Origin of the sequence: Sphingomonas sp. GM_Shp_1, assembly GCF_026540895.1 — a bacterium.
Lineage (GTDB): Bacteria > Pseudomonadota > Alphaproteobacteria > Sphingomonadales > Sphingomonadaceae > Sphingomonas.
The window spans coordinates 24,398-49,800 of sequence record NZ_JALNUR010000004.1 but is presented as its reverse complement, the minus strand read 5'-3'; the positions used below and the strand labels follow the sequence as shown (position 1 = coordinate 49,800).

The 25,403-nt window shown below is 66.5% G+C and carries 18 protein-coding genes; 12 read left to right on the top strand and 6 right to left on the bottom strand.

The window, feature by feature from the left end; genetic code table 11:
- Window positions 1-61: 61 nt before the first annotated feature.
- From OXQ33_RS03610 to OXQ33_RS03565, 10 genes are all read left to right on the top strand, one after another.
- Complete coding sequence (locus OXQ33_RS03610) at window positions 62-1,198, top strand: Gfo/Idh/MocA family oxidoreductase (protein ID WP_267433323.1); 1,137 nt, start codon at window positions 62-64, stop codon at window positions 1,196-1,198.
- Between the two features lie 91 nt (window positions 1,199-1,289).
- Complete coding sequence (locus tag OXQ33_RS03605; protein WP_267433322.1) at window positions 1,290-1,589, top strand: DUF2934 domain-containing protein; 300 nt, start codon at window positions 1,290-1,292, stop codon at window positions 1,587-1,589.
- 112 nt (window positions 1,590-1,701) lie between these two features.
- A complete protein-coding gene (gene glgX, locus OXQ33_RS03600) occupies window positions 1,702-3,804 on the top strand; it encodes a glycogen debranching protein GlgX (protein ID WP_267433321.1) in 2,103 nt (700 codons plus the stop codon).
- Window positions 3,801-5,495, top strand: a complete 1,695-nt coding sequence (treZ, locus tag OXQ33_RS03595; protein WP_267433320.1) for a malto-oligosyltrehalose trehalohydrolase — start codon at window positions 3,801-3,803, stop codon at window positions 5,493-5,495. Before glgX ends, treZ begins: the two co-directional genes overlap by 4 nt.
- Window positions 5,492-7,390: a 4-alpha-glucanotransferase gene (gene malQ / locus OXQ33_RS03590; RefSeq protein WP_267433319.1), complete on the top strand. Its 1,899-nt coding sequence runs from the start codon at window positions 5,492-5,494 to the stop codon at window positions 7,388-7,390. Before treZ ends, malQ begins: the two co-directional genes overlap by 4 nt.
- A gap of 29 nt (window positions 7,391-7,419) precedes the next feature.
- Window positions 7,420-9,813: a malto-oligosyltrehalose synthase gene (gene treY / locus OXQ33_RS03585; protein ID WP_267433318.1), complete on the top strand. Its 2,394-nt coding sequence runs from the start codon at window positions 7,420-7,422 to the stop codon at window positions 9,811-9,813.
- Window positions 9,814-9,815: 2 nt separating this feature from the next.
- Window positions 9,816-10,403, top strand: coding sequence for a DNA-3-methyladenine glycosylase (locus OXQ33_RS03580; protein ID WP_267433317.1), 588 nt, complete (start codon window positions 9,816-9,818; stop codon window positions 10,401-10,403).
- Window positions 10,404-10,496: 93 nt separating this feature from the next.
- Window positions 10,497-10,685 (top strand): hypothetical protein, encoded by a 189-nt coding sequence (locus OXQ33_RS03575; protein WP_267433316.1) that lies wholly within the window; start codon window positions 10,497-10,499, stop codon window positions 10,683-10,685.
- A gap of 91 nt (window positions 10,686-10,776) precedes the next feature.
- A complete protein-coding gene (locus OXQ33_RS03570; RefSeq protein ID WP_267433315.1) occupies window positions 10,777-11,403 on the top strand; it encodes a TIGR02281 family clan AA aspartic protease in 627 nt (208 codons plus the stop codon).
- Window positions 11,404-11,489: 86 nt separating this feature from the next.
- Entirely contained in the window at window positions 11,490-14,606 is a 3,117-nt protein-coding gene (locus OXQ33_RS03565) for a PAS domain-containing protein (RefSeq protein WP_267433314.1), read from the top strand.
- A 364-nt stretch (window positions 14,607-14,970) separates the two neighbouring features.
- Here OXQ33_RS03565 and OXQ33_RS03560 read toward each other — a convergent pair whose 3' ends face one another.
- From OXQ33_RS03560 to OXQ33_RS03545, 4 genes are read right to left on the bottom strand one after another with little or no spacing between them, the layout of a single operon-like run.
- Complete coding sequence (locus OXQ33_RS03560; RefSeq protein ID WP_267433313.1) at window positions 14,971-16,302, bottom strand: ATP-binding protein; 1,332 nt, start codon at window positions 16,300-16,302, stop codon at window positions 14,971-14,973.
- Window positions 16,299-17,009 carry a response regulator transcription factor gene (locus OXQ33_RS03555; RefSeq protein WP_267433312.1) on the bottom strand — a complete coding sequence of 237 codons (711 nt, stop codon included), beginning with the start codon at window positions 17,007-17,009 and terminating at the stop codon, window positions 16,299-16,301. The genes OXQ33_RS03560 and OXQ33_RS03555 overlap by 4 nt, the downstream gene beginning before the upstream one ends.
- A gap of 9 nt (window positions 17,010-17,018) precedes the next feature.
- Window positions 17,019-17,588: a gamma carbonic anhydrase family protein gene (locus OXQ33_RS03550; protein WP_267433311.1), complete on the bottom strand. Its 570-nt coding sequence runs from the start codon at window positions 17,586-17,588 to the stop codon at window positions 17,019-17,021.
- Entirely contained in the window at window positions 17,589-19,688 is a 2,100-nt protein-coding gene (locus OXQ33_RS03545) for a malate synthase G (protein WP_267433310.1), read from the bottom strand.
- A 112-nt stretch (window positions 19,689-19,800) separates the two neighbouring features.
- Here OXQ33_RS03545 and OXQ33_RS03540 point away from each other — a divergent pair, with 112 nt between their 5' ends.
- Together OXQ33_RS03540 and OXQ33_RS03535 are read left to right on the top strand one after the other, a co-directional pair.
- Window positions 19,801-20,673: a LysR family transcriptional regulator gene (locus OXQ33_RS03540; RefSeq protein ID WP_267433309.1), complete on the top strand. Its 873-nt coding sequence runs from the start codon at window positions 19,801-19,803 to the stop codon at window positions 20,671-20,673.
- Between the two features lie 79 nt (window positions 20,674-20,752).
- The gene (locus OXQ33_RS03535) at window positions 20,753-21,688 is read left to right on the top strand and encodes a DUF808 domain-containing protein (protein WP_267433308.1); all 936 of its coding nucleotides are present in this window, start codon (window positions 20,753-20,755) and stop codon (window positions 21,686-21,688) included.
- 265 nt (window positions 21,689-21,953) lie between these two features.
- Here the strand turns inward: OXQ33_RS03535 and OXQ33_RS03530 are convergent, their stop codons facing one another.
- Window positions 21,954-22,163 carry a DUF5818 domain-containing protein gene (locus OXQ33_RS03530; RefSeq protein WP_267433307.1) on the bottom strand — a complete coding sequence of 70 codons (210 nt, stop codon included), beginning with the start codon at window positions 22,161-22,163 and terminating at the stop codon, window positions 21,954-21,956.
- A gap of 44 nt (window positions 22,164-22,207) precedes the next feature.
- Entirely contained in the window at window positions 22,208-25,237 is a 3,030-nt protein-coding gene (locus tag OXQ33_RS03525; protein ID WP_267433306.1) for a ligand-binding sensor domain-containing diguanylate cyclase, read from the bottom strand.
- Window positions 25,238-25,403 lie beyond the last annotated feature (166 nt).

Here is a 25,403-nt window from a genome sequence, read left to right as displayed (position 1 = left end):
CGTGGGACCTTCCCGGCATTGGCGCGTTGCAGCACCCGAACCGTCATTTGGGAGTATCGGCATGAGCCTGGCATCGGCACTGGGATTCGGCACCAAGAAAATTCGCTACGCCATGGTGGGTGCGGGTGACATCACCCAGTCGGCGATGATGCCCGGCATCAGCCACACCGGCAATTCGGAGCTGACCGCGATCGTCACCGGCGACGCCGAGAAGGGCCGCCTGCTCGCCAAGAAATATGGCGTCGAGCATGTCTATTCCTATGCCGAGTTCGACAAGCTGCTGACCGCCAATGTCTGCGACGCGATCTATCTGGCGACGCCCAATTGGCGTCACGCCGAATTCGCCATCCCCGCGCTCGACGCCGGTATCCATGTCCTGTGCGAAAAGCCGCTGGAGATTTCGGTCGAGAAGGCCCGCACCATCCAGGATGCGGAACGTCGGTCGAAGGCGAAGCTGATGACCGCCTATCGCCTGCATTTCGAACCCGGCACGCTGGATGCGATCGACAAGATCCGTAACGGCGAACTGGGCGAACTGGTCGCCTTCACCTCCTGCTTCGGACAGAAGCTGGACCCCGACAATCACCGCGCCAAGCATGGGCTGGAGGCCGGGCCGCTGTTCGACATGGCCCCCTATCCGATCAACGCCATCCGCTATCTGTTCGGTGCCGAGCCGGTCGCGGTGGAAAGCGCCGTCGCCACGCGCCAGCCGAGCGCCGGGCTGGGCGATCTGGACGACACCTTCGCCGTCGTGCTGCGCATGCCCGGCGACAAGCTGGCCAGCTTCACCGTCAGCTATGCGATGAACAATGTCGACAGCCTGATCGTCGCGGGGATGAAGGGTTCGATCCATATGAGCCCGGCTTATGGCTTTCAGGCCCCGATCGAGCACGACGTTACCATCGGCGACAAGCAGAGCCATGAGACGTTCAAGCACACCGACCATTTCGGCGGCGAGATGCGCTATTTCTCCGACTGTATCCTGAACGATCGCGATCCCGAGCCCGATGCGGAAGAAGGCCTGTCGGACCTGCGGGTCATCGAGGGGATCGTGAAGGCGATGCAGACCGGCCAGCGCGTCGAGCTGCCCCCCTTCACCCGCACCCGCCGCATCGACACGGCCAGCCAGCGCCAGACCCTGTCGGCGGTCAGCGCCCCCGATCCGGTCAAGGCCAAATCTCCAACCGGCTCGAATTGATCGGAATCAAGCCGATTTCGGCGGAGCGGAACGGCGATATCAATCGTTACGCTCGCGATGACACATGGTGTGTCGGGCTAGGGAGATGACGGTGGAAGATCGGGAAGAGCAGCTTCGCCAGCGGGCCTATGGCATCTGGCAGGCCGAAGGTGAGCCCCATGGGCGCGATCGCGAGCATTGGGAAATGGCCGAACGCGACCTTACTCCCGCCCCGTCCGGAACGTCCGACACGCCCGAGGAGGTGACGGAGGACGCACCGAAGCCCGCCCAAAAGCCGGCCCCGTCGCGTCGTAAGAAGGCGGAGGCCGCCGCCATATCCGAACCCTCTGCCGAGGCGGAGCCCGCCGCCAAGCCGAAAGCGCGCAAGCCCCGCGCCACCAAGACGGGCTGACCGGATGCCCCGATGGCGATCTGATCGGCCATCGGGGCACTCCCCCATGTTTCCCGCAATCCTGCCGTGTTGACCTGTCGCATAGTCGTTCGACTTTTGCCGGAGACCTTCCTTGACCGCATTGCCCGACCAGATTCTTCCCGGCTCGCCGCACCCGCTGGGCGCCACCTTCGATGGTGAGGGCGTCAATTTCGCCGTCTTCTCGGCCAATGCCGACCGGATCGAGCTTTGCGTATTCGACCCGCAAGGCAAGCGCGAGTTGAAGCGCTATACGCTGCCCGAATGCACCGATGAGATATGGCATGGCTATCTGCCCGATGTCGGGCCGGGCCTGCTCTACGGCTACCGCGCGCACGGCCCCTACGAGCCCGAGGCCGGGCATCGCTTCAATCCCAACAAGCTGTTGCTCGACCCCTATGCGCGCAAGCTGCATGGCGAGATCAAATGGACCGATGCGCTGCACGGCTATCAGATCCGCTCCAAGAAAGAGGATCTGAGCTTCGACAAGCGCGACAGCGCCGCCGCCATGCCCAAGGCGGTGGTGGTGGACGACCATTTCGACTGGTCGCGCGACGTGAAGCCCAACACGCCCTGGTCGGAAACCGTCATCTACGAGGCCCATGTGAAGGGCCTGACCAAGCTGATGGAGCTGGTCCCCCCGCGCGAGCGCGGCACCTATGCGGGGCTCGGCCATCCGGCGGTGATCAAGCATCTGAAGCGGATCGGCGTGACCGCGATCGAACTCCTCCCGATCCACAGCTTTACCCAGGACCGGTTCCTTCAAGAAAAGGGGCTGCGCAATTACTGGGGCTACAACACCCTCGGTTTCTTCGCGCCCGAACAGGCCTATTTCGCGACCGATACCCAGGACGAGCTGCGCCGCGCGGTGCACAAGCTGCACAAGGCTGGGATCGAAGTAATCCTCGACGTCGTCTACAACCATACCTGCGAGGGATCGGAAAAGGGCCCGACCCTGTCCTGGCGCGGGCTGGACAATGCCAGCTATTACCGGCTGGTCCAGGATCAGCCGCGCTATACGATCAACGACACTGGCACCGGCAACACGCTGAACCTGTCCAAGGCGCGGGTGATCCAGATGGTGGCGGACTCGCTGCGCTATTGGGCGACCAGCTTCGGCGTGGATGGCTTCCGCTTCGACCTGGGACTGACGCTCGGGCGCGAGGCCGACGGCTTCGATCCGGGTTCGGCCTTTTTCGACGTGCTGCGCCAGGATCCGGTGCTCGGTCGGCTGAAGCTGCTGACCGAGCCGTGGGACGTGGGCCCCGGCGGCTATCAGCTCGGCAATTTCCCGCCGGGCTTCTCCGAGTGGAACGACAAATATCGCGACACGGTGCGCAAATTCTGGCGTGGCGACCCCGGCCAGCGGGGCGAACTGGCGGCGCGTCTGTCGGGTTCGGGCGACCTGTTCGACCGGCGGGCGCGACGTCCCTGGGCCAGCCTCAACATGCTCGCCGCACATGATGGTTTCACGCTTGCGGACACCGTCATGTACGAGGAACGGCATAACGAGGCGAACAAGGAAGACAATCGCGACGGCCATTCGGAAAATTACTCGCGCAACTGGGGCGCGGAAGGGCCGACCGAGGACGAGAGCATCAACGCCGCGCGCGGTCGCGTGATGCGATCGATGATGACGACCCTCTTCGCCTCGCTGGGCACGCCGATGATCGTGGCGGGCGACGAGTTCGGCCGGACGCAGCAGGGCAACAACAACGCCTATTGCCAGGACAATGAGATCAGCTGGCTCGATTGGAAGGCCGCCGCGTCCGAAGAGGGGGAGGCGATGATCGCCTTCACCGCGCGGCTGGCCGACCTGCGCCGCCGCTATCAGGTGCTGCGCGCACCGCAATTCCTGTACGGGCAGGATACGCCGGGTCATGGCATCAACGATATCGAATGGTGGGACGAGCGCGGCGAGCAGTTGAGCGCCGAGGACTGGGACAATCCCGAGGGGCGCGCGCTGATGATGCGCCGCGCCGCCGCGACCGAGGACGGCGCGGTGGAGGCGGTATCGTTGCTCCTTAATGCCTCGCCCGATCCGATCACCTTCACCCTGCCCCCGCCCCATGTCTCGCGCACCGTCCTGATCGACAGCGCCAAGCCCGAACAGGGCGAGGTCGAGATCGAGGACAGCTATGAGGTCGGGCCGCAGAGCGCGGTCCTGATCACCTGGCGGGACATGGTGTCGGCATGACGCATTGGGGCCCCGAGTTGCGCGACGGCGCTGATACCCGGTTCCGCCTCTGGGCGCCGGATCGGGACGCGGTGACGTTGGAGATCGACGGCGCGCCATCGGTGCCGATGACCCGCGACGGCGAAGGCTGGTTCACCGCCGAGGCCCCCGCCGGACCGGGCAGCCGATACCGCTTTCGGCTGGATGCCGATCTGGCGGTGCCCGATCCGGCTTCACGCCTCCAGTCGGGCGGCGTCCATGGCTGGAGCGTGGTGGTGGACCCCGGCTTCGCCTGGAGCGGGACCGAATGGCGCGGGCGGCCGTGGGAAGAGACCGTGCTGCTGGAGGTTCATGCGGGCACGCTGGGTGGCTTTGCCGGTATCCGCGAGCAGCTCCCCGCGATCGCCGCGTCGGGGATCACCGCGATCGAACTGATGCCGATCAACGCCTTCGGGGGGACCCGCAACTGGGGCTATGACGGCGTCCTGCCCTATGCCGTGGCGGAATCCTATGGCTCGCCGGCGGAACTGAAGACGCTGGTCGATACCGCCCATGGCCTGGGGCTCTCCGTCTTCCTCGACGTGGTGTATAACCATTTCGGCCCGGACGGGAATTACCTGAACGCCTATGCTGGAGCCTTCTTCCATGCCGAGGTCGACACCCCCTGGGGCGGCGCGGTGGCGGTGGATGCCGATCCGGTGCACCGGTTCTTCGTCGACAATGCCCTGATGTGGCTGCGCGACTATCGGATCGACGGGCTGCGCTTCGACGCGGTCCATGCCATCGCCAATGACGGCTTTCTCGACCGGATGGCGAGCGAAATCCGCGCCGCCCTTCCCGAACGCTGCGTCCATCTCGTCCTGGAGAACGAGAAGAACGATGCCGAACGATTGGGGCCGGGCCGCTATGACGCGCAGTGGAACGATGATTTCCACAATGTCCTGCATGTCCTGCTGACCGGCGAGACAAGCGCCTATTATGGCGACTTCGCCGAACGCCCCGCCGAACGGCTCGCGCGCTGTTTGAAGGAAGGGTTCATCTATCAGGGCGAAGGGTCGCCCAATCATGACGGCGCGACCCGCGGCAAGCCGTCCGGCCATCTGCCGAGCGCGGCCTTCGTCGCCTTCCTGCAAAATCACGATCAGGTCGGCAACCGCGCCATGGGTGAGCGACTGATCCACCTGACCGGTCGCGACAAGCTGCGCGCCGCGACCGCGTTGCTGCTGCTCGGCCCGCAAATCCCGCTGTTGTTCATGGGTGAGGATGAGGGCAGCGAGAGCCCCTTCCTGTTCTTCACCGACTTTCACGATGAGCTGGCCGATGCGGCGCGCGAAGGCCGCCGCCGCGAATTCGCCAAATTCGCCGCCTTCGCCGACGAGGAAGCGCGTAAGCGTATTCCCGATCCCAATGCCGCCGCGACCTTCGAGGCTTCGATCCCCAAGCCCGGCCCCGCCGCCGGGGAATGGCGCGCGCTGTATCGCGAGTTGCTGAGCCTGCGCCGGACGCACATCATCCCCCGCCTGAAGGGCGCGGTCGGGCTGTCGGCGGAGGTGCGGGGCGATGCGGGCGTCAAGGCACGCTGGTGGATGGCCGATGGTGCGACGCTGACCGTCGCGATTGACCTGAGCGATGTGCCGACGCTGCCTGAGGGCGAAGAGGGCAACCTGATCTACCGTGAGAGCGATCGGTTCGCCGCCTGGATCGCGACATGAGCGATCTCCACGCCCGCGCCGAAGTCGCCGGACTGTCGCTGCAATGGCAGGATGCCAAGGGAAAGACGCAGACGGTATCCGACGAAGTGCTGACGGCCATTCTCGAACGGCTGGATATCAATACGGGCAAGCCGACCTTCCTGTCCGGGGATGTCGGGCAGCCACTGATCCTTCCCCATGGCTGGACGGCTCGCCCCGCGCGACTGACGCTGGAAACCGGCGAAACTCTGTCGGTCACCTTGACCGGGGACGGCGAGGACGTTCGCCTGCCTGCCCAGACCCTATCGGGCTATCATCGGCTGGAGCAGGAAGGGCGGCAGGTGACGCTCGCCATTGCCCCGCCGCGATGCCCAGCGCCGCCAGCCGGGCGCCATTGGGGCAGCGCGGTTCAGATACCGTCCTTGCGCGAAGGCGGCGGTGCTTATGGCGATTTCGCCAGCCTCGCCACCGCCGCCTCGGCCTTGAGACAGGCCGGAGCGGCCGCGCTGGCGATCAGTCCGGTCCATGCGCTGTTCCCGGCGGACGCAACCCGCTTCAGCCCCTATGCCCCTTCCAGCCGCCTGTTCCGCAACATCTGGCTCGCCCCGGCGGGGGAGCCGGTGGTTCAGGAGGATGAACTGATCGACTGGGCCAGCGCCGCGCCCGATCGGATGCGGGATTTGCGGCTGACCTATGACCGGCTTCCCGAAGTCGAGCAGCAGGCGTTCGCCGACTGGCGCGAGCGGGCCGGAGAAAGGCTTGAGGCCCAGGCCCGCTATGACGCGCTCCACGCCTATTTCCACCAGCGGGACCGCGCCGCCGGATGGCCCGATTGGCCGAGCGCCTATCATGATCCCGCCAGCGGCGCGGTTGCACGGTTTGCCGCCGAGCATCAGGACGCGATCCGCTTCCATGCCTTCGCACAGTGGCATGCCGACCGTGCGTTGCAGGCCGCTTCGGATGCTGCGCGGGCGAGCGGCATGGCGATCGGCCTGATCGCCGACCTCGCCATCGGCGTGGCGGGCAACGGGGCCGATGGCTGGAGCCGACCGCAGGATCTGCTGACCGGCCTGTCGATCGGCGCGCCGCCCGACCCGCTGGGCCCGAACGGACAGAATTGGGGGATCACCGCCCTCTCCCCCTTCGCGCTGCGCCGACAGGGTTTCGCTCCGTTCATCCAGACGCTTCGTGCCGTCTTCGCCCATGCGGGCGGGGTGCGGATCGATCACGCGCTGGGGCTGTGCCGCCTGTGGGTGGTGCCGGATGGCGCCCCCGCCGATCAGGGCGCCTATCTGGCAATGCCCTTCGCCGACATGCTGCGCATCCTGAAGATCGAGGCGCACCGGGCCAATGACGGGCGCGGGGCGATCGTGATCGGCGAGGATCTCGGCACCGTACCTCCGGGCTTTCGCGATGTGATGGCGGACGCCGGGATGCTGGGGATGCGCGTCCTGCCGTTCGAGCGGGACGAGGATGGCGCCTTCACGCCGCCCGACCGCTGGAACGAACAGGCAATCGCGATGACCGCGACGCACGACATCCCGACCGTCGCGGGATGGTGGCAGGGGCGCGATCTGGAATGGCGCGCGCAAATCGCCGGGCATCCCGTCGCGCCCGAGGATCGCCAGACCCGTGCGGAGGAACGGACGGCGCTTTGGCAGAGCCTCGGCAAGGGCGAACCCGAACCGATGGACCCCGTTCCGGTCGTGGAGGCAGCCGTGCGCGGCGTGGCTTCGACGCCCTGCCCGCTCGCCATCGTTCCGATCGAGGACCTGTTGGGCCTGGACGAGCAACCCAATCTGCCCGGCACCACGGACGAGCATCCCAATTGGCGCCGCCGCCTGCCAAGTGAACTGGCCTCCGCTCTCCGCGATCCCGCCGTGTCGCGTCGGATCGCGATCCTCAACGCCCGCTGACCGGCCTCTCGCTCAAAAGGACTGCGCCCATGACCCCGCGCGCCACATACCGCTTTCAGTTTCACAAGGGCTTCCCCTTTGCCGAGGCAGAGACACTGATCCCCTATCTCGACCGGCTGGGGATCAGCCATGTCTATGCCTCGCCGATCACCACGGCGGCGGCGGGATCGATGCATGGCTATGACGTGATCGACCCGACCCGGATCAACCCCGAACTGGGCGGCGAAGCGGCATTCCGCAGCCTGGCCGAAGCGGCGCGTCGGCACGGCATGGGCGTCATCATCGATATCGTCCCCAACCATATGGGCGTGGCGGGCGGCGGCAATCGCTGGTGGAACGATGTGCTGACCCATGGCCAGGCCAGCCGCCATGCGCGCTTCTTCGACATCGACTGGTCGCGCAAGCTGGTCCTGCCGATCCTGGGCGAGCCGCTGACCAAGGTGATCGCGGACGGCCAGATCGCCGTCGAGCGCCGGGAGGGACGTGCGGAGGTCGTCGCTTATGGCGAACACCGCCTGCCGATCCGCGACGAGGATCAGGACGCGGCCGAGACCATCGCCCTGCCCGAATTGCTCGACCGGCAGCATTACCGCCTTGCGTCATGGCGCGTGTCCAACGACGAGCTGAACTGGCGGCGCTTCTTCACCATCAACGATCTCGCCGGGCTGCGCGTCGAGGACGATGCGGTCTTCGAGGAAACGCATGCGCTGTATTTCCGCCTGTATGAGGAAGGGCTGATAGACGGCGTGCGGATCGACCATGTCGACGGGCTGACCGATCCCATCGGCTATTGCCGCAAGCTCCGCGCGCGTTTCGACGCCATCGCCCGCGATGACGGCAACCGCGCCTATATCGTGGTGGAGAAGATCCTCGCCGCCGATGAAGCGATGGGCAGCGACTGGGGCGTCGACGGCACCAGCGGCTATGACTTCATGGAAGAGGTTGCCGCGCTTCTCCACGCGCCTGAGGGGACCCGTCCGCTGGGCGAGCTATGGGCCCAGTTGAGCGCTCGTTCGGTGGAATTCGCGCCGGAGGAATTGCAGGCCCGCCAGGACCTGTTGTCATGGCAGTTCGCGGGGCAGTTGGAACAGTGCGTTGCCGCCTTCGCAAAGCTCCTCGCCTCGGCGCCGGACCTCGAAGGGGCGATCACCAACGCGATGCTGCGGCGCGCGATCGAGCGTCTGCTCTGGGTCTTTCCCGTCTATCGCACCTATGGCCCCGACGCCCCCGCAACCGACGAACCGATCCGTGCCGGAGTGCGCCAGCGGGTCGCCCGCTTCGTGCCGCCCGGAGAAGCTTTCGTCGTGGACCGGATACTGGACTGGCTTTCCGGCGAAGGACCGGGCGACGAAATCCTTTTGGGCGAAGCGGTGCGGCGCTTTCAGCAATTGTCCGCCCCCATCGCGGCGAAGGCGGTCGAGGACACGGCCTTTTATCGCCATGCCATCCTGCTCTCGCGCAACGATGTCGGCTTCGATGCGGGCCGGTTGAGCCTGTCCGTCGCCGCGTTTCACGAACGCATGGCGGGTCGGGCCGAGCGCTTTCCTCATGCCATGCTGACCACGGCGACGCACGACCACAAGCGCGGTGAGGATGTCCGCGCGCGGCTCGCGGTGCTCAGCGCGATACCCGACCGATGGCGCGAGCAGGTCAAGCTCTGGGAGCGACAGACCATGGCGCTGTCCGAGGGTGTCGACCCGGCGGACTGGTATATGCTGATCCAGACGCTGGTCGGTGCCTGGCCCGAGCCCGACGACACGGCCGACTTCGCCGAGCGTATCGCCGCATGGCAGGAAAAGTCGCTGCGCGAGGCGAAGCTTCGTTCGTCCTGGGAAGCGCCCGACAGCGACTATGAAGCCCGGTGCAACGCGCTGGCCAAAGCGCTGATCGACGAGGAGGCCGGGGCGGAATTTCGCGACGGGATGACGCGATTGCTGGCCGATATCGCACCGGCGGCGCAGGCCAATAGCCTGGTGCAGGTCGCCTTGCGCTACACGATGCCCGGCATTCCCGATTGCTATCAGGGCACCGAGTTCGCCGATCTGAGCCTGGTCGATCCCGACAATCGTCGTCCCGTCGACTATGCCGCGCGCGAATTGGCGCTGGAAAGCGGGGGCGCTGCCAAGCAGGCGCTGATCGCCGACCTGCTTCGCCTGCGCCGGGCCGATCCCGACCTGTTCACGACTGGCTCCTATCATCCGCTGTCGATCACCGGACATGGACGTGACCGGGCGATCGCCTTCGAGCGGCGGCAGGGCGGTACCAGCCTGCTCTGCGTCTTCGGCCTGCGGTTGGCGGCCTTGATGGACGCGGATGGCCGGATCGACTGGCGCGATACAGAGGTCGCGCTGCCCGAGGGAACTCGGCGTCTGGCGGAGTTGCTGAACGACGCGCCGGTCTGGTATCAATTGCGTCCGGCCTGACGATGGACGAACTGCCCCCGGATTTCTATGCGCGTGACGTCGATGAGGTGGCGCGCGCGCTGATCGGGGTCACGTTGACGGTCGGGGGAGTCGGCGGCCCGATCGTGGAGACCGAGGCCTATGACATGGCCGACCCCGCCTCGCACAGCTTCATCGGTCGGACCGCTCGCAACGCGACGATGTTCGGCCCACCAGGGCATGCCTATGTCTATCGCATCTACGGCCTTCACCACTGCCTGAACATCGTCTGTGGCACACCGGGCAGCGCCGTGCTGATCCGTGCGATCGAACCGCGTCAGGGCATGGACGCGATGCAGGCGCGGCGGGGTGCGCGGATTGCGCCCCGGCTGCTTTGCGCGGGACCGGGGCGGCTATGCTCCGCCCTGGCGATCGACCGCGATCTCGACGGCGTGTCGCTGACGTCGCCGCCTTTCCTTCTGACCCAAGCGTCCGGGCAGCGCGATATGGTCAGCGGCCCCCGCATCGGCATTTCGCAGGCGGCGGACCGGGAACGACGCTATGGTGAGAGGCATTCGCCCTGGCTCAGCCGTCCCTTTCCGAACGAAAGTGCCGCATCGCAGCATAGATAAGCGCGATGTCCGACCGCAGTGCACAAACTAATTTCCTTGATCTTGGCCCTATTTCGACACAGCCTCCCGTCATAACAAGAAAAGGGCGAGTCGATGGAGTGGATCAAGGTCCTGGCGGTTGTCGCCATGGTCTATGGCATTTGGGCGGCCTATCGTTCGCTGGGCGCTCCTGTTCGCCATGACGGCGCCCGTTATTTCCGTCAGCCAGATGGTAGTTTCCGTCGCTGGTATGGCGGTCGGCGCTTTACCGCTTCGGAAGTCGGAATGCCCGATCAGGGCTGATTGACCGCCGGTCAGCTACTGTACACATCCGCCGGGTTAGGGGATGGTCTTTGCGGCCCGATCTTCGGGTCGATCGAGGACTTCGGCCTTCATGTTTGCCAATCCGGGCGTTCCCCTGCCCCTGGTCATCATCGTCATTGCGGTCGTCGCCGCCGGTATTCTGGCACGGCGGGTGCCGATCTTACGGGTGGCGATCAGTCTGGTCAGCTGGGTGTTGCTGGCAGGGCTGTTGTTCGTCGTGCTGCAACAGCGCGAGCAGTTCGATCCCTATATCCAGCGCGCGATGCAGATCCTGAATCTCCAGGATCAAAGCGTCGTCGGCGACACGGTGCGCATCCGCATGGCACCCGACGGGCATTTCTGGGCACGGGTGACGATCGACGGCGTCACCCGTCGGATGCTGGTCGATAGCGGCGCGACCCTGACCGCGCTTTCGACCGACACCGCCCATGCGGCGGGGATCCGTCCCGCCGCGCCGGTCTTTCCGGTGGTGCTGAACACCGCGAACGGAATGATCAGAGCGCAGACGGCACGTGTCCAGTCGCTGCGCATCGGTACGATCCGGGCGGACAATGTCCCCGTCGTCGTGTCGGCGGCATTCGGCGAGACCGATGTGCTGGGCATGAACTTCCTGTCCCGCCTGAAGAGTTGGCGCGTCGAGGGCTCGACCCTGATCCTGGAGCCCCATCATCCCCAGCCGCCGGCGGAGCCATCATGACGTGTCGGCGGAAAGCTGATGGAGATCAACGTGAATGATGCTCCTGCCGATTGACTTGCGGATGTAGCTTTTTCATGCCCGAACCCATGACCACTCCCCTGTCGCGCATGCTGTCGCTCCCGCCGCAGCTCGACCGATATGTTGCCCAGGCCCTGGATGCGGGCGACTTTCCCGATGAGCAGGCCCTGCTGCGCGCCGCGATCGAGCGGCTGCGCATGGAAAGCGGCCCCGTCGACCCCAAGGGCTGGCTGATCGGCGGCGGCGAATGTGGGCAGCGAGTGCGCGACCATGACTGGTCGGCGACGCCGCTCGGCCCGATCTGCGGCTGGCCGGGCGAGTTGCGAACCACCGTCGCCAACATCGTCCATTCGCCGATCGCCAAGGTTCTGATGTGGGGCGATGCCCATGTCATGATCTACAACGACGCGTATCGCGCGATCGTCGGCCCGCGCCATCCCGCGGCCTTTGGCGGGCTGGTGCCGGACGTCTGGCCAGAAATCTGGGACTGGAACCAGTCCATTCTGGACCGCGGCTTTCAGGGTGAGGACGTCGCTTATCGGGACCAGACCCTGATCGTCACGCGTGCGGGCGTCCAGGAAGAGGTGGTGTTCGACCTTTATTACACCCCGGTCTACGTCGAGCGAAATTCGGTCGGCGGCGTGATGTGCACCGTCGTCGAGAATACCGGGCGGGTCGCGGCGGAGCGCCGCCTGGCCGAGAGCGAGGCGGAGTTGCGGGTCATCACCGATTCGCTGCCGATGCTGGTCGCCTTCGTCGACCGGGATCAGTGCTATCGCTTCGCCAACGACTATTACCGCGATTTCCTGGGGGTCGATCCCCACGCGATGATCGGGACCCGGATCAGCGATGTCCTGACCGAAGAGGATTATGCCGAGCGCCTGCCCCTGATCGAGCGTGCGCTGGCGGGCGAAGAGGTGGTGGCCGATGTCCATATCCACCACCGGGACGGCAGCCGTCGCCGGGCGGAAACCCGCTATCTCCCCCGGCGCGACGCAGATGGCAGCGTGGTCGGCTTCCATATCCTGGTGTTCGACGTCGATGAGCGGATGCGCCATGCCGACGCGATCGAGCGGAGCAATCGCCGCTTCCGCGCCGCGATGGACGCGGTGCACGGCGTGCTGTGGACCAACAGCGCGGATGGCCGGATGATCGGCGAGCAGCCCGGCTGGGCGGCGATCACCGGCCAGACGCCGGAGGAGTATCAGGGCTTCGGCTGGGCGAACGCGGTGCATCCCGACGATGCCGCCGCCACCGTCGCCGCCTGGAACGAGGCGGTCGCCGCCAAGGGCCAGTTCATCCACGAACATCGCGTCCGCCGTCACGACGGCGTCTGGCGCACCTATGCCATCCGTGCCCTGCCCATCATCGGCGCCGACGGCGAACTGATCGAGTGGGTCGGGGTTCATACCGACATCACCGAACAGCGCGCCGCCGAGCACGCCCTGCGCGATCAGGCGAATGTGCTGGCGCGCCAGGTCCATCACCGCGAACGCGCCGAGGCACAACTCCGCCAGCTCAACGAGACGCTGGAAAGCCGCGTCATCGAAGAGATCACCGAGCGCCGTCAGGCCGAGATGAAGCTCGCCCAGGCGCAGAAGATGGAGACGATCGGCAAGCTGACCGGCGGCGTCGCCCACGATTTCAACAACTTGCTTCAGGTCGTGTCGGGCAATCTCCAGTTGCTGGGCAAGGACGTGGCGGGCAACGACCGCGCCGAACAGCGCGTCGCCAATGCCATGGCGGGCGTCTCGCGCGGGTCGAAGCTGGCGGCGCAGCTGCTCGCCTTCGGACGGCGGCAGGCGCTGGAGCCCAAGGTCGTCAACGTCACCCGCTTCGTGCAGGGCATGGACGACATGCTCCGCCGTGCGATCGGCGAGGGCGTGGAGATCGAGACGATCGTCGGCGGCGGTCTGTGGAACACCTTCATCGATCCCAATCAGATCGAGAATGCGCTGCTGAACCTCGCGATCAACGCGCGCGACGCGATGAATGGCCAGGGCAAGCTGACCATCGAGTTGAGCAACGCCCATCTCGACGACGAATACGCGCGCACCCATGACGAGGTGACGCCGGGCCAATATGTGATGCTGGCCGTGTCCGACACCGGCAGCGGCATGTCGGAGGAGATCATCCAGAAGGTCTTCGAGCCCTTCTTCTCGACCAAGAGCGAAGGCAAGGGATCGGGCCTGGGGCTGTCGATGGTCTATGGCTTCGTCAAACAGTCGGGCGGCCATGTGAAGATCTATTCCGAGATCGGCCATGGCACGACGATCAAGCTCTATCTGCCCCGTGCGATGGAGACCGAGGATGTCGAGGTCGCGGTCGATACCGGGCCAATCACCGGCGGCTCCGAAACGGTGCTGGTGGTCGAGGACGATGCCGAGGTGCGCGGGACCGTGGTCGAGTTGCTGTCGGACCTGGGTTACCGCGTGCTGAAGGCGGTGGATGCGCAAAGCGCGCTCAACGTCATCGAGAGCGGCATTCCGATCGACATCCTGTTCACCGATGTCGTCATGCCCGGCACGCTGAAAAGCCCCGAACTCGCCCGCAAGGCGCGCGAGCGGCTGCCCGATATCGCGGTCCTGTTCACCTCGGGCTATACCGAGAATTCGATCGTCCATGGCGGGCGGCTCGACAAGGGCGTCGAGCTTCTGTCCAAGCCCTATACCCGTGAGGCGCTGGCGCGGAAATTCCGCCATGTGCTCGCCAATCAGCGGCAGCGGCGCATGGCCCTACAGGGTACGGCACAGGATGCGGTCGCGCGGGATGCCAAGGCGACGGAGGAACCGACGCCGCGACCGCTGCATGACGGGCGGACGATCCTGCTGGTGGAGGATGACGATCTGATCCGCGCCAATACCGCGGAAACATTGCAGGAAGCGGGCTTCGTCGTGGTCCATGCGGTGACGGCGGAAGAGGCGATGACGGCGCTGCAAACCGCGCAGATCGACGTGCTGGTCACCGACCTGAACCTGCCGGGCGAGTCGGGTATCGAACTCGCCAAGCGCTCACGGCAGCTTCGTCCAACCCTGTCGGTCGTCTTCGCGACGGGGGATGGCGGTATGGCGGCGGAGGCGGCGGACATGAACGCCGCGCTGCTGACCAAGCCCTATACCGCGGATCGGCTGATCGCCGCGATCCGTGGTCAGCTGGAAATTATGGAGCAGGCGACCCGGGCTTGATCCGGGCCGCCTACCCCTTTTCGGTCGGGCTCATGCCGGAGGGGGGCGGCAGAGGAACCCTTGCGAAACCGTGTGTCGGTTAACGGGCCTTCCAGCCCTCGATAGCGGCGAAGGTGATGATCACCGCCAACACCAGCAGAGCACCCTGCAATTCCAGTGCGGTCAAATCGAACTCCATCGTCATCGGCTATCTCCCGAGTGATGTCCAAACCCCAGTGTCCGGATGGCTCTCCCCAAGGGAGAGCACGAACGCACACCAATTCGGCGAGCAGGATGATCCGACGCTGGGTCGCGGCGGCATCCTACCTCTTCGATCAGTAAATACGCTTTGAGTTTTGCTGTCGTGCAGCGAAAACGTGACAAATCATGTCCGACAATGCGGAAGGCGAATTTCAGCGCAAAGCCCGCCTTCCGCGCGGTTGGCCAGGGTCAGCACGCCGCCTTCCGCCGCGACCACCCGCGCGACGATCGACAGGCCCAGGCCGAAACCCACCGTATCGCGCCGCCGCGCGGTATCCAGCCGGACGAACGGCTCCAGCACCAGCTCCAGTGATTCCTCCGGGATACCCGGCCCGTCATCCTCGACCCGGATACGCACATCGTCGCCCGGATCGGTCCGCAGCGTGATGATCGCATGTTCGCCGTAATGCAGCGCATTCTCGACCAGATTGGTAAGCGCGCGCTTCATGCCGAAGCGGCGCAGGCGGCAATCGAAATGGTCCGGCCCGACATAGCGGACGTCGCGACCGTGATCGGTGGCATCGTCGGCCAGATTGGCGCACAGGATCGCCAGGTCGGTCAGTTCGGGTTGCTCGGCATCGCCCTCGCCCCCCAGAAACGCCATGAGGGAGGAGACCATCGCCTCCATCTCCTCGATATCCCTGCCGATCGCCTCGCGCACGTCATCGTCGCGAATGGCATCGGCGCGCAGCCTGAGCCGGGCGAGCGGAGTGCGCAGGTCGTGGCCGACCGCCGCCAGCGCCCGCGTCCGCTCGTCTATCAAGCGACCGATCCGCGCCTGCATCCGGTTGAAGGCGCGGGTCACATGGCGCACCTCGCCCGGCCCGCGTTCGGGGACGAGCAACGCGGCCCCCTTTCCGCCGCCCTGCCCGCGTCCCAACGTATCGGCGGCGCGGGCGAGTGTCCTCAGCGGATGCAGGATGCGCCCGATCAGCGCACCGCTCAGCAGCATCAGCGCGATCGCCGGGATCAACGCGAGCAGCACGCGCCCGAAGGCCAGGTCGAGCGTCCGGACCCCTTCGCGCATCCGGAAGCTCAAGAGCGACCCGTCGTCCAGCCGCAAATCCCCCGACACCACTGAAGTCCGCCCCGGCGAGGTCAGCCGAAGATGAATGTCCGTCGCCGCCAGCGAAGGCTCCCAATCGACGATCTGGCGACGCATGCTGTCCATCGCGGGCGCGATGGTGGGTCGGGGTGGTGCCACCGAGGACCAGCTGACGATATACCGGTCGGTGGTCAGTTCCTCCGCCACCTCGGGCCGCTCGAAGGCGGGCCGCTCGTTCAGGACGCGGCGCGCGACGATCAGATGCTCGGCCAGCCGCCGCGCCTCGTCATCGCGGACCGAGACATGGCTGGCCCGCTCGTAGAGATAGGTGGAGACCGCGAACTCGATCGTCACCGCCAGCAGCAGGATCGCGACGATCCGGCCGAGCAGGCCGACCGAGGGGCGGATCACCGCCGTTCCACCGGCACGTTCAGCATATAGCCGACGCCGCGCACGGTGACGATCGGCGCGGCGCCCCCGGCCCCCGACAATTTGCGGCGCAGGCGGCTGACCAGCACGTCGATGCTGCGGTCCGAGCTGTCGCCGATCCGCGCCCGCGACAACTCGATCAGGCGCTCACGCGCGACGACCCGCTGCGCATTGTCGAGAAAGGCGACGAGCAGATCGAACTCCGCGCCGGTCAACTCCACCTGCGCACCCGATGGCGACATCAGCTCGCGACGCGGCAGATTGGCGGTCCAGCCGTCGAAACCCAATATGCCCGCTTCCCGTTCGCCCGGCGCGTTCTCCAGCCCGCCGCGACGCAGCACGGCGCGGATCCGCGCCACCAGCTCGCGCGTGCCGAACGGCTTGGCGAGGTAATCGTCCGCGCCCAGTTCCAGCCCGACGACCCGGTCGACCTCGCTGCCCTTGGCGCTGATGAAGATGATCGGGACCGCGTTCTTCTGGCGGATCTGGCGACACAGATCGATCCCGCTGGTGCCGGGCAACATGATGTCGAGCAGGATCAGGTCGATCTGCCCGACCTCCAGCGCCTGCCACATTTCGGGCGCGGCATTGGCCAGCTTCACGGCGAAACCATTTTCCTGAAGCGCACGGGCGGTCAGGGTACGGAGGGCGGGATCGTCCTCGACGATCAGGATGGTGGGCGGTGTCACCCAGCTTGGCTAGGCAGGTGTGCCGCCCACGTCAACGACCGCATCGGCCTGATCCCCGTCAAGACGCTGCAAATGCGTGGCATATCGTGCCGCGCGCGCCGCATAGCCCTCGGCGGACAGGCGCAGCCTGGCGACCTGCTCCGGCTCCAGCGCGCGGACGGCGCGGGCGGGCGCGCCGACGATCAGGCTGTCAGGCGGAAACACCTTCCCCTCGGTCACCAGCGCCCCCGCCCCCACCAGCGATCCGGCACCGATCACCGCATCGTTCAGGATCGTCGCGCCCATGCCGATCAGGCATCCGTCCTCGACGGTACAGCCATGCAGGATCGCCTTATGCCCGATGGTGCAGTCCGCCCCGATGGTCAGCGGGCTGCCGGGATCGGAATGAAGCACCGCCCCGTCCTGCACATTGCTGCGCGCCCCGACGCGGATCGGGCCGTTATCGGCGCGCAGCACCGCACCGAACCACAGGCTGACCTGTTCCTCCAGGATCGCCTGTCCGACGACATCGGCGGACGGGGCGATCCAGGCGGAGGGATGAACGACCGGGCGATGCTCGCCCATGGCATAAAGCGGCATTCAGCCATTCTCCTGCTGTTTGGCGCGCCGACGATAAAGGTGGAGCAGCGGCTCGGTATAGCCATTGGGTTGCGCGATCCCCTCGAAGATCAGCGCGCGGGCCGCCTGCAGGGCCAGCCCTTCGCGGCCCGACCCGGTCATCGGGCGATAGGCCGGATCGCCCCGGTTCTGGGCATCGACCTTCGACGCCATGCGCCGCAGTGCCGCCTCCACCTGCTCGGCGCTCACGATAGCGTGAAGCAGCCAGTTGGCGATATGCTGGGACGAGATGCGCAATGTCGCCCGGTCTTCCATCAGGCCGATATCGTGCAGGTCGGGCACCTTGGAACAGCCCACCCCCTGATCGATCCAGCGGACGACATAGCCGAGCAGCCCTTGGGTATTATTGTCCAGTTCGCCGGCGATTTCCTCCGCCGTCCAGTCCGGCTGGACCGCGACCGGCGGGGTCAGCAGGCGTTCGAGCGCCGCCACGGGCTCGTTCGCGCGCTCGGCCTGGCGAGCGGCGACGTCGACGCGGTGGTAATGGGTCGCATGCAGCGTCGCGGCGGTGGGGGACGGCACCCATGCGGTGGTCGCCCCCGAGCGTGGATGCGCGATCTTCTGCGCCAGCATGTCCGCCATCCGGTCGGGCGCGGCCCACATGCCCTTGCCGATCTGCGCCCGCCCCGCAAAGCCGCACCCCAGCCCGACCTGGACATTGCGATCCTCATAGGCCGCGATCCACGGCGTCTCCTTCATCGCACCCTTGCGGAGCATCGGCCCGGCGTGCATCGCGGTGTGGATCTCATCCCCGGTCCGGTCGAGAAAGCCCGTGTTGATGAAGACGATCCGGTGCCGCACGGCATGGATACAGGCCGCGAGGTTGGCCGAGGTCCGGCGCTCCTCGTCCATCACGCCGATCTTGATCCGATGCCGCGCCAGGCCCAGCATGTCCTCGACCGCGTCGAACAGCCGGTCGGCGAAGGCGGTCTCGTCCGGTCCGTGCATCTTGGGCTTCACGATATAGATCGAACCGAAGCGACCGTTGCGCCGACGCTCTCCGTTCAGGCCGTCGCGCATCGCGATCAGGCTGGTGACGACGGCGTCGATGATCCCCTCCGGCGCCTCGCTGCCGTCCGGCAGGCGGATGGCGGGGGTCGTCATCAGGTGACCGACATTGCGGACGAACAATAGGCTTCGCCCCGGCAGCGTGAAGGACGATCCGTCGGGCGCCCGATAGGACCGATCGGCGTTCAGCGTTCGGGTCAGCATCCGGCCGCCCTTGTCGACTTGTGCGGTCAGGCTGCCGTCGATCAGCCCGAGCCAGTTGGCATAGCCAGCGACCTTGTCCGCCGCATCGACCGCCGCGACCGAATCCTCCAGATCGCAAATGGTGGTCAGTGCGGACTCCAGCACGATATCGGCGATCCCCGCCAGATCGGTGTGACCGATGGGATGCGACGGGTCTACGATGATCTCGATATGCAGACCATGATGGCGGAACAGCCAACCCTTCTCGCCGCGACCCCGATATTGGGTGGGGTCGCGAAGCCGGGCGGTCGCCGTCTCCAAGTCGGTCACGCTGTCCCATCCGCCCTCGATCGGAAGCGCCTCGTCCAGAAAGGCGCGCGCCCAGCCGATGACGGCCGCGCCGCGTTCCGGGTCATAGCCCGCCGCATCCGAGGGTGGCGCAAGGGCGTCCGTGCCATAGAGGGCATCGTATAGGCTGCCCCACCGCGCATTGGCCGCATTGAGCAGAAAACGGGCGTTCAGCATCGGCACGACGAGTTGTGGCCCCGCCAAGCTGGCGACCTCCTCATCGACACCCTCCGGTGAAATGGCGAAAGGTTCGGGTTCGGGCGCGAGATAGCCGATCTCGCTCAGGAAGCGCCGCTGTTCTGCGCCATCGACCGAGCCGCCCTGGCGGTACCAGTCATCGATCTTCGCCTGCAACGCGTCCCGGCGATGCAAAAGCGCGGCATTTTCCGGCGCGAAACGGTTCAGGATATCGGCAAGCCCGGTCCAGAAGCGTTGCGGATCGACGCCGCTCCCCGGCAGCGCACGCTCTTCCAGAAACCGGACGAGCGCGGGAGCGACGGACAGGCCGTGGCGATCGATCATGCTGCTTTCCTCAACCATGTGCCAACTCCGTTGCGATGGGGTCATGATAGGGTGTCGCCATTCCTCCCGGTAGTCGGCATAATCGAAGCGCTGTCGATCGCAGGAGGAACGAATGGACCCGGACATCGCGCTGTTCGTGGATGTGGTGCGTGAGGGCAGCCTTGCGGCGGCGGCACGGGTCTGGCGGCTGTCGCCCGCCATGGTATCGAAGCGGATCGCACGACTTGAGGCGCGGTTTGGAGTCCGCCTGCTCCACCGCACGACACGCCGGCTGGCGCTGACGCAGAGCGGAGCCGCCTTCCATGCCGAGGTCGCGCCCCTGATCGCCGGGCTTCGCGCCGCGCAGGATCGCATGGCGCAGGCCGCATCCGAACCGGCGGGGCCGCTTCATGTCACAGCGCCGACCTCCTTCGGTCGCCTCTGGATCGCCCCCTATCTGCCCGCGTTCCTGGAGCGACATCCCGCCGTGCGGTTGCGGATCGACCTGACCGATGATTTCGTCGACGTGATCGGCGGGGGGATCGACATCGCCTTTCGTATCACCGCGACGCCGCCCACTGGGGTCGCGACGCACCGGTTGACCGTCAACCGCCGCATCCTGTGCGCCAGCCCAACCTATCTGGACCGCGCCGGAGCGCCCGAAACCATCGAGGATCTGGCCGCGCATCGGCTGCTCGCCGCCTCCGGACAACTCCCTTGGCGGTTGGCGGGCGTGACCGTGACGGGGGAAAGCTGGATCGAGACGAACTCCAGCGAAGTCGTGCGCGAACTGGCGCTGGCGGGGGCCGGGATCGCGCTGCGGTCCTTGTGGGACGTGTCCGATGCCTTGGCCGATGGGCGGCTGGTCCGAGTCCTTCCCCGGCACGAGGGCGCGGCGTCGGTGGCCTTATGGGCACTGCATGCGAATGCGGGCACGCCCGCCGCCGTGCCCGCATTGATCGCGCACCTGACCGAATGCTGGCGGGACACCGCGTGGATGACATGACGCCCACGTCATTTTTCCGTGCATCGCCCCGCATCCGCCTCTAGGCAGGGCGAAAGGATCGATAGGGAGTAAAGGATCGATGGCAGGGGGTCTGGTCGCATTGCTGGACGACGTGGCGGCGATCGCCAAGCTGGCGGCGGCATCGCTGGACGACGTGGCGGGTGCCTCCGCGCGCGCCGGTGCCAAGGCGGCGGGCGTCGTCATCGACGATACCGCCGTCACGCCGCGCTATGTCGTCGGGCTGGCGCCCCAGCGGGAATTGCCGATCATCGGCAAGATCGCGCTCGGGTCGCTGCGCAACAAGCTGCTGTTCCTGCTGCCCGCCGCCTTGCTGCTCAGCGCCTTCGCGCCATGGGCGATCACCCCGATCCTGATGGCGGGTGGCGCATTCCTGTGCTTCGAGGCGAGCGAGAAGATCTTCGAAAGCCTGATGGGCGACCATGCCGAAGCCGAAGAGGCCGCCACCGTCGATGCCAAGACGCTGGAGGATCGCCAAGTCTCTGGTGCGATCCGCACCGACCTGATCCTGTCGGCGGAGATCATGGCGATCGCGCTGTCAGAACTGCCCGACCTGTCGATCGGGACGCAGGCGATCGCGCTGGCCTTGGTCGGGATCGCGATCACGGTCGGCGTCTACGGCCTGGTCGCCGCGATCGTGAAGATGGACGATATCGGCCTTCACCTGGCACAGCGGCAGAGCCCCGCCGCGCAGTCGATCGGTCGCGGACTGGTCAAGGCGATGCCGGTGGTGCTTCGCGTGCTGGCGGTCGTCGGCACCGCCGCGATGGTCTGGGTCGGCGGCGGGATCATCGTGCATGGCATGGAGGAGTTCGGCTTCACCACCCTTCCCCACCTGATCCACAACACGGCGCACCATGTCGGCGAGGGCGTGCCCGTCGCCGGATCGGCTGTCGCCTGGGTCGTCGGCGCGATCGGGTCGGCGATCGTCGGCTTGATCGTCGGCGGGATGATCGTGGGCGTGCTCCACCTGATCCCCCGCAAGGCCGCACACTAGGACCACTGCACGATCCTTATTCCTCCCCTGCAAGGGGAGGGGGACCATGCGAAGCATGGTGGAGGGGTGTAGCCAGCCGTGAGTTTTACCTACCTCGCCAACCGGGACACCCCTCCGTCAGGCCTTCGGCCTGCCACCTCCCCTTCCAGGGGAGGAATAGAGTGAATGTCGATCGGCCCTAGAACCGATCGATATTCGAGCGGAAGGGCTTCATTCCTCCCCTTCCGGGGAGGAAGTGGGCGAAGGTGCATTGGCCCCGGTCCGGTCAGGCACCGCGCACTCCTTCCGCCTCCATCAAGCCGGGAGCCAGCATCCGTCCGACGATGCAAACCGGTTTGCCGACATGATCGACCGGCACACGCGGCAATCGCAGTTCCAGTTCCCCGCCGCCATCACATTGCAGGATGAAGGCGCCGTGGCGGCGAAGCAGACGACCGGTGACGGTTCGCTCTGACGGGAAGAGGTCGTTATCCATCACCCTCATGCAATCGCCGACCCCCGCGCCCGGTTCCCGCGCCATCATGACGCCTGTCCTACCCGATCGCGACCCTCGCCCTTGGCACGGTAGAGCGCGTGGTCGGCGCGGCGGATCATCGTCTCGACATCCTCGCCGTTCCGCCACTGCGCCACGCCCGCGCTGAAGGTGACGGGGATCGCGCGATCGTCGACCCTGACGGGCCGCTCCGCCACGTCCCTGCGCAACCGCTCGACAATCGCCGCCGCCGCGTCGAGCGAGGCGGCGGGGAAGAGGATCGCGATCTCCTCTCCGCCATAACGCGCGATGCGGTCCGCGCTCCGAACGCCGTGACGCAGGCGGGTCGCGATCTCGATCAGCACCTCGTCCCCCGCACCATGTCCATATTCGTCGTTGATCCGCTTGAAATGGTCGAGGTCGAGCAGCGCGAAGGCGAAGTCGCCGCCCTCCCGAACCGCACGCTCCCGCTCGGCATCGATCGCGGTCATCAGGGTTCGCCGGTTGGCCAGCCCGGTCAGCGGATCGGTGCTCGCCAGCCGGTCGAGTTGCGCGTTGGCCGCACGCAGCGCGCCGGTCCGCTCCTCGACCATCGTCTCCAGCATGCGGGCCCGGCGTCGGATCACGGCGGTCACGAACCAGATGACCACGCCCAGCGACAGGATCACCAGAAGGGCAAGCCCGGCGCGCGCGGGCCAGGCCTCATACCATTCGGGCTTCACGATCACACGGATGCGACGGGTCACGGTCCGCGCGTTCAAGCCCGGCACAGACGCCCGCAACTCCAGATCATAACGGCCGGCGGGCAGATTGGTGTAGGTCGCGCTGGCGGGGGTACCGGAGGGCACGTTCATCCATTGCCGGTCGAACCCGTGCAGGCGATAGCCGTATCGGATTTCCTCCGGCGCGGCATAATCGGTCAGCGCGAAGCCGATGCGCACCGTCCGCTCGTCGCCGTTCAAACGCAGGGTGAAATCCGACGAGACCGGATCGACCGGCAGCGGACGCCCGTCTACCTCGGCCCCGCCGACGATCAGTTGCGCGGTATCGGCATGGGCCTTCTGCTCCAGCAAAAGATCGGGCTGGAGCACCAGCAATCCCTCGGGCGATCCGAACAGCAGCGACCCGTCCGCCGTGCGCGCCGCGGCCCGCTGGTTGAAGGCACTCATGGTCAGGCCGTCGCGACGGCTCATCACGCGGACCCGGCCGCCGGTCGGATCGATCAGCGAAATCCCACCGGTGCTCGCGGCCCACAAGCGATGGCGGTTATCCATGACGAGAGAGGCGACATTGTCCCCCGCCAGACCCTGCGCCTCGGCGATCGCCCGGAACCGCCAGCCGCCGGGCGCTGCCTGGCCATATCCCACGCCGCCATAGGTCCCGACCCAGATGTCGCGACCGGACGGGACGATCGAGCCCGCATAATCCTGCGGCAGGCTGTTCGAGTCCCCCGCCCGGCTCGCGAAATTGGTGAAGCGCCCGGTCCGCAGGTCGAGCCGACCGATGCCCCCCGGCGTCGCGACCAGTGCCGTCCCATCCGGCTGGACGACGATGTTGATCACTTCGTTGTTCGGCAGGCTGTGGGGGTCGACAATGTCGTGCTGGAAATGCCGAACCGCGCCATCGGCACGACGGCGGACGAACAGCCCCTTGTAGGTGCCGATCAGGAGGGCGTCCGGCGTCTCCGCCAGCGAGATGACGGGCAGGTCGCCCAACCCCGACACCGTGACGGGGCGTTGCCTCAGGCTCTCGGGATCGATCGCCACCACGCCGCGCGCGCCGACCAGGATCGTCCCGTCATCCGATTCCAGCAGCGCCTTGATATCCTGACCGGCGTGGCGGCCTTCCAGATTGACCCGGCGCACCTGCCCCGCCGCGCGGTCGAGCCGGTCGACCGCGCCCTTGCTCAGCCCCAGCCAGATCCGTTCCCGGCGATCGACCATGATCCCGCGAACATTGTCGTCCGACAGCGACATGCGCGGATCGGGCATCGCCGATCCGATGCGCAGGACCCCGCCGCCCGGCCCCGACGTGCGCGCGGCACCCAATTCGGTCGCGGCCCAGATCCCGCCCGCTCCGTCCAGCGCCAGCGCGCGGACCGTATCCCCCACCAACGACAGCGGATTGGCCGCCAGATGACGGATCGGCCAAGCCGCAAAGCCGCGCGCGGGGTCGATGAGGACGATCCCCAGCCCGTCGGTGCCCAACCATATCCGCCCCCGCGCATCCTGTATCAGCGCCCGAATGGTCCGGTGGCCGATCAGCGCGGACGCGCCATCCAGACCGGATACCGCGTGAAACGGCTCCTGCCCGTTCGCTAGGTAAAGCCCGTCCGCACCCGTCCCGATCCACAGCCGCCCCTCTCGATCGCGCAGGATCGACCAGACGTCGCTGCGGCCGTGATCGCCGCCCAGTTCGACCAGCGTGAAACGGCCCGTAGCGCGGCGGCGGACCCACAGGCCCTCCTCGCATCCGACCCATAGGGTCCCATCCGGATCGCGAAGGATGGAAAAGGACCCCAGCGGACGACCGTCCGCCGCATGGATCGTCTGGTCTGCCATCGGGTCGATGGCATCGGCACCCCGGACATAATGATGCGCGCCGCCATCCGAACTCAGATAGGCGCCCCCCTGCCCGTCCGGCGTAAAGCCGTAGACTCGGCTGCCGATCCGTCCCCGCATCGCCTTCAGGCGGATGAACCGACCGGTGTGCGGGTCATATCGCGCCGTCCCCCCGACATTGGTCCCGACCAGCATACTGCCGTCGGGAAGCGCGAGGAGCGAGCGGACATAATTGTCCGGCAGCGAATAGGGATCGGACAAGCGCTGCTTAAAATTGCGTACCCGCTGGCCGTCATAGCGGACCAGCCCGCCACGCGTGCCGATCCACATCGTGCCGTCCGCCGCACGCGCGATCGCGGTCGCCGTGATGTGCGGAAGCCCGGTATCGCCGCCCAGCCGCGTGAAGGCGGCCCATTGCCACTTTTCCCACGGATCCGCTCCGACCGCGCCCGCCAGCGATGGCAGAAGGGCCAGGAGAAGCAGGGCGGCGGCACCGAAAGATCGAACGGGGTTCAAGGGGATAGTCCGGGTCTTTTTTTGACATATGACAAGTTGAAAGGACGTTAACCCTGTTGCCGCCGTCCGCAATGAATTTAACCTATTGGCCCTGTTCGGGGTCTTGACCTATACGCATTGTTCCTGTTTCGTTTCCCGGCGCGCAGGAGGCGAGCAGCAGGACGAT

What these genes read in the sequence shown, in the direction of transcription:
- OXQ33_RS03610 (WP_267433323.1), top strand. Translation starts at nt 62, where the DNA reads ATGAGCCTGGCATCGGCACTGGGATTCGGCACCAAGAAAATTCGCTAC.
- treZ (WP_267433320.1), top strand. Translation starts at nt 3,801, where the DNA reads ATGACGCATTGGGGCCCCGAGTTGCGCGACGGCGCTGATACCCGGTTC.
- malQ (WP_267433319.1), top strand. Translation starts at nt 5,492, where the DNA reads ATGAGCGATCTCCACGCCCGCGCCGAAGTCGCCGGACTGTCGCTGCAA.
- treY (WP_267433318.1), top strand. Translation starts at nt 7,420, where the DNA reads ATGACCCCGCGCGCCACATACCGCTTTCAGTTTCACAAGGGCTTCCCC.
- OXQ33_RS03580 (WP_267433317.1), top strand. Translation starts at nt 9,816, where the DNA reads ATGGACGAACTGCCCCCGGATTTCTATGCGCGTGACGTCGATGAGGTG.
- OXQ33_RS03575 (WP_267433316.1), top strand. Translation starts at nt 10,497, where the DNA reads ATGGAGTGGATCAAGGTCCTGGCGGTTGTCGCCATGGTCTATGGCATT.
- OXQ33_RS03570 (WP_267433315.1), top strand. Translation starts at nt 10,777, where the DNA reads ATGTTTGCCAATCCGGGCGTTCCCCTGCCCCTGGTCATCATCGTCATT.
- OXQ33_RS03565 (WP_267433314.1), top strand. Translation starts at nt 11,490, where the DNA reads ATGACCACTCCCCTGTCGCGCATGCTGTCGCTCCCGCCGCAGCTCGAC.
- OXQ33_RS03550 (WP_267433311.1), bottom strand. Translation starts at nt 17,588, where the DNA reads ATGCCGCTTTATGCCATGGGCGAGCATCGCCCGGTCGTTCATCCCTCC.
- OXQ33_RS03545 (WP_267433310.1), bottom strand. Translation starts at nt 19,688, where the DNA reads ATGATCGATCGCCACGGCCTGTCCGTCGCTCCCGCGCTCGTCCGGTTT.
- OXQ33_RS03540 (WP_267433309.1), top strand. Translation starts at nt 19,801, where the DNA reads ATGGACCCGGACATCGCGCTGTTCGTGGATGTGGTGCGTGAGGGCAGC.
- OXQ33_RS03535 (WP_267433308.1), top strand. Translation starts at nt 20,753, where the DNA reads ATGGCAGGGGGTCTGGTCGCATTGCTGGACGACGTGGCGGCGATCGCC.
- OXQ33_RS03530 (WP_267433307.1), bottom strand. Translation starts at nt 22,163, where the DNA reads ATGGATAACGACCTCTTCCCGTCAGAGCGAACCGTCACCGGTCGTCTG.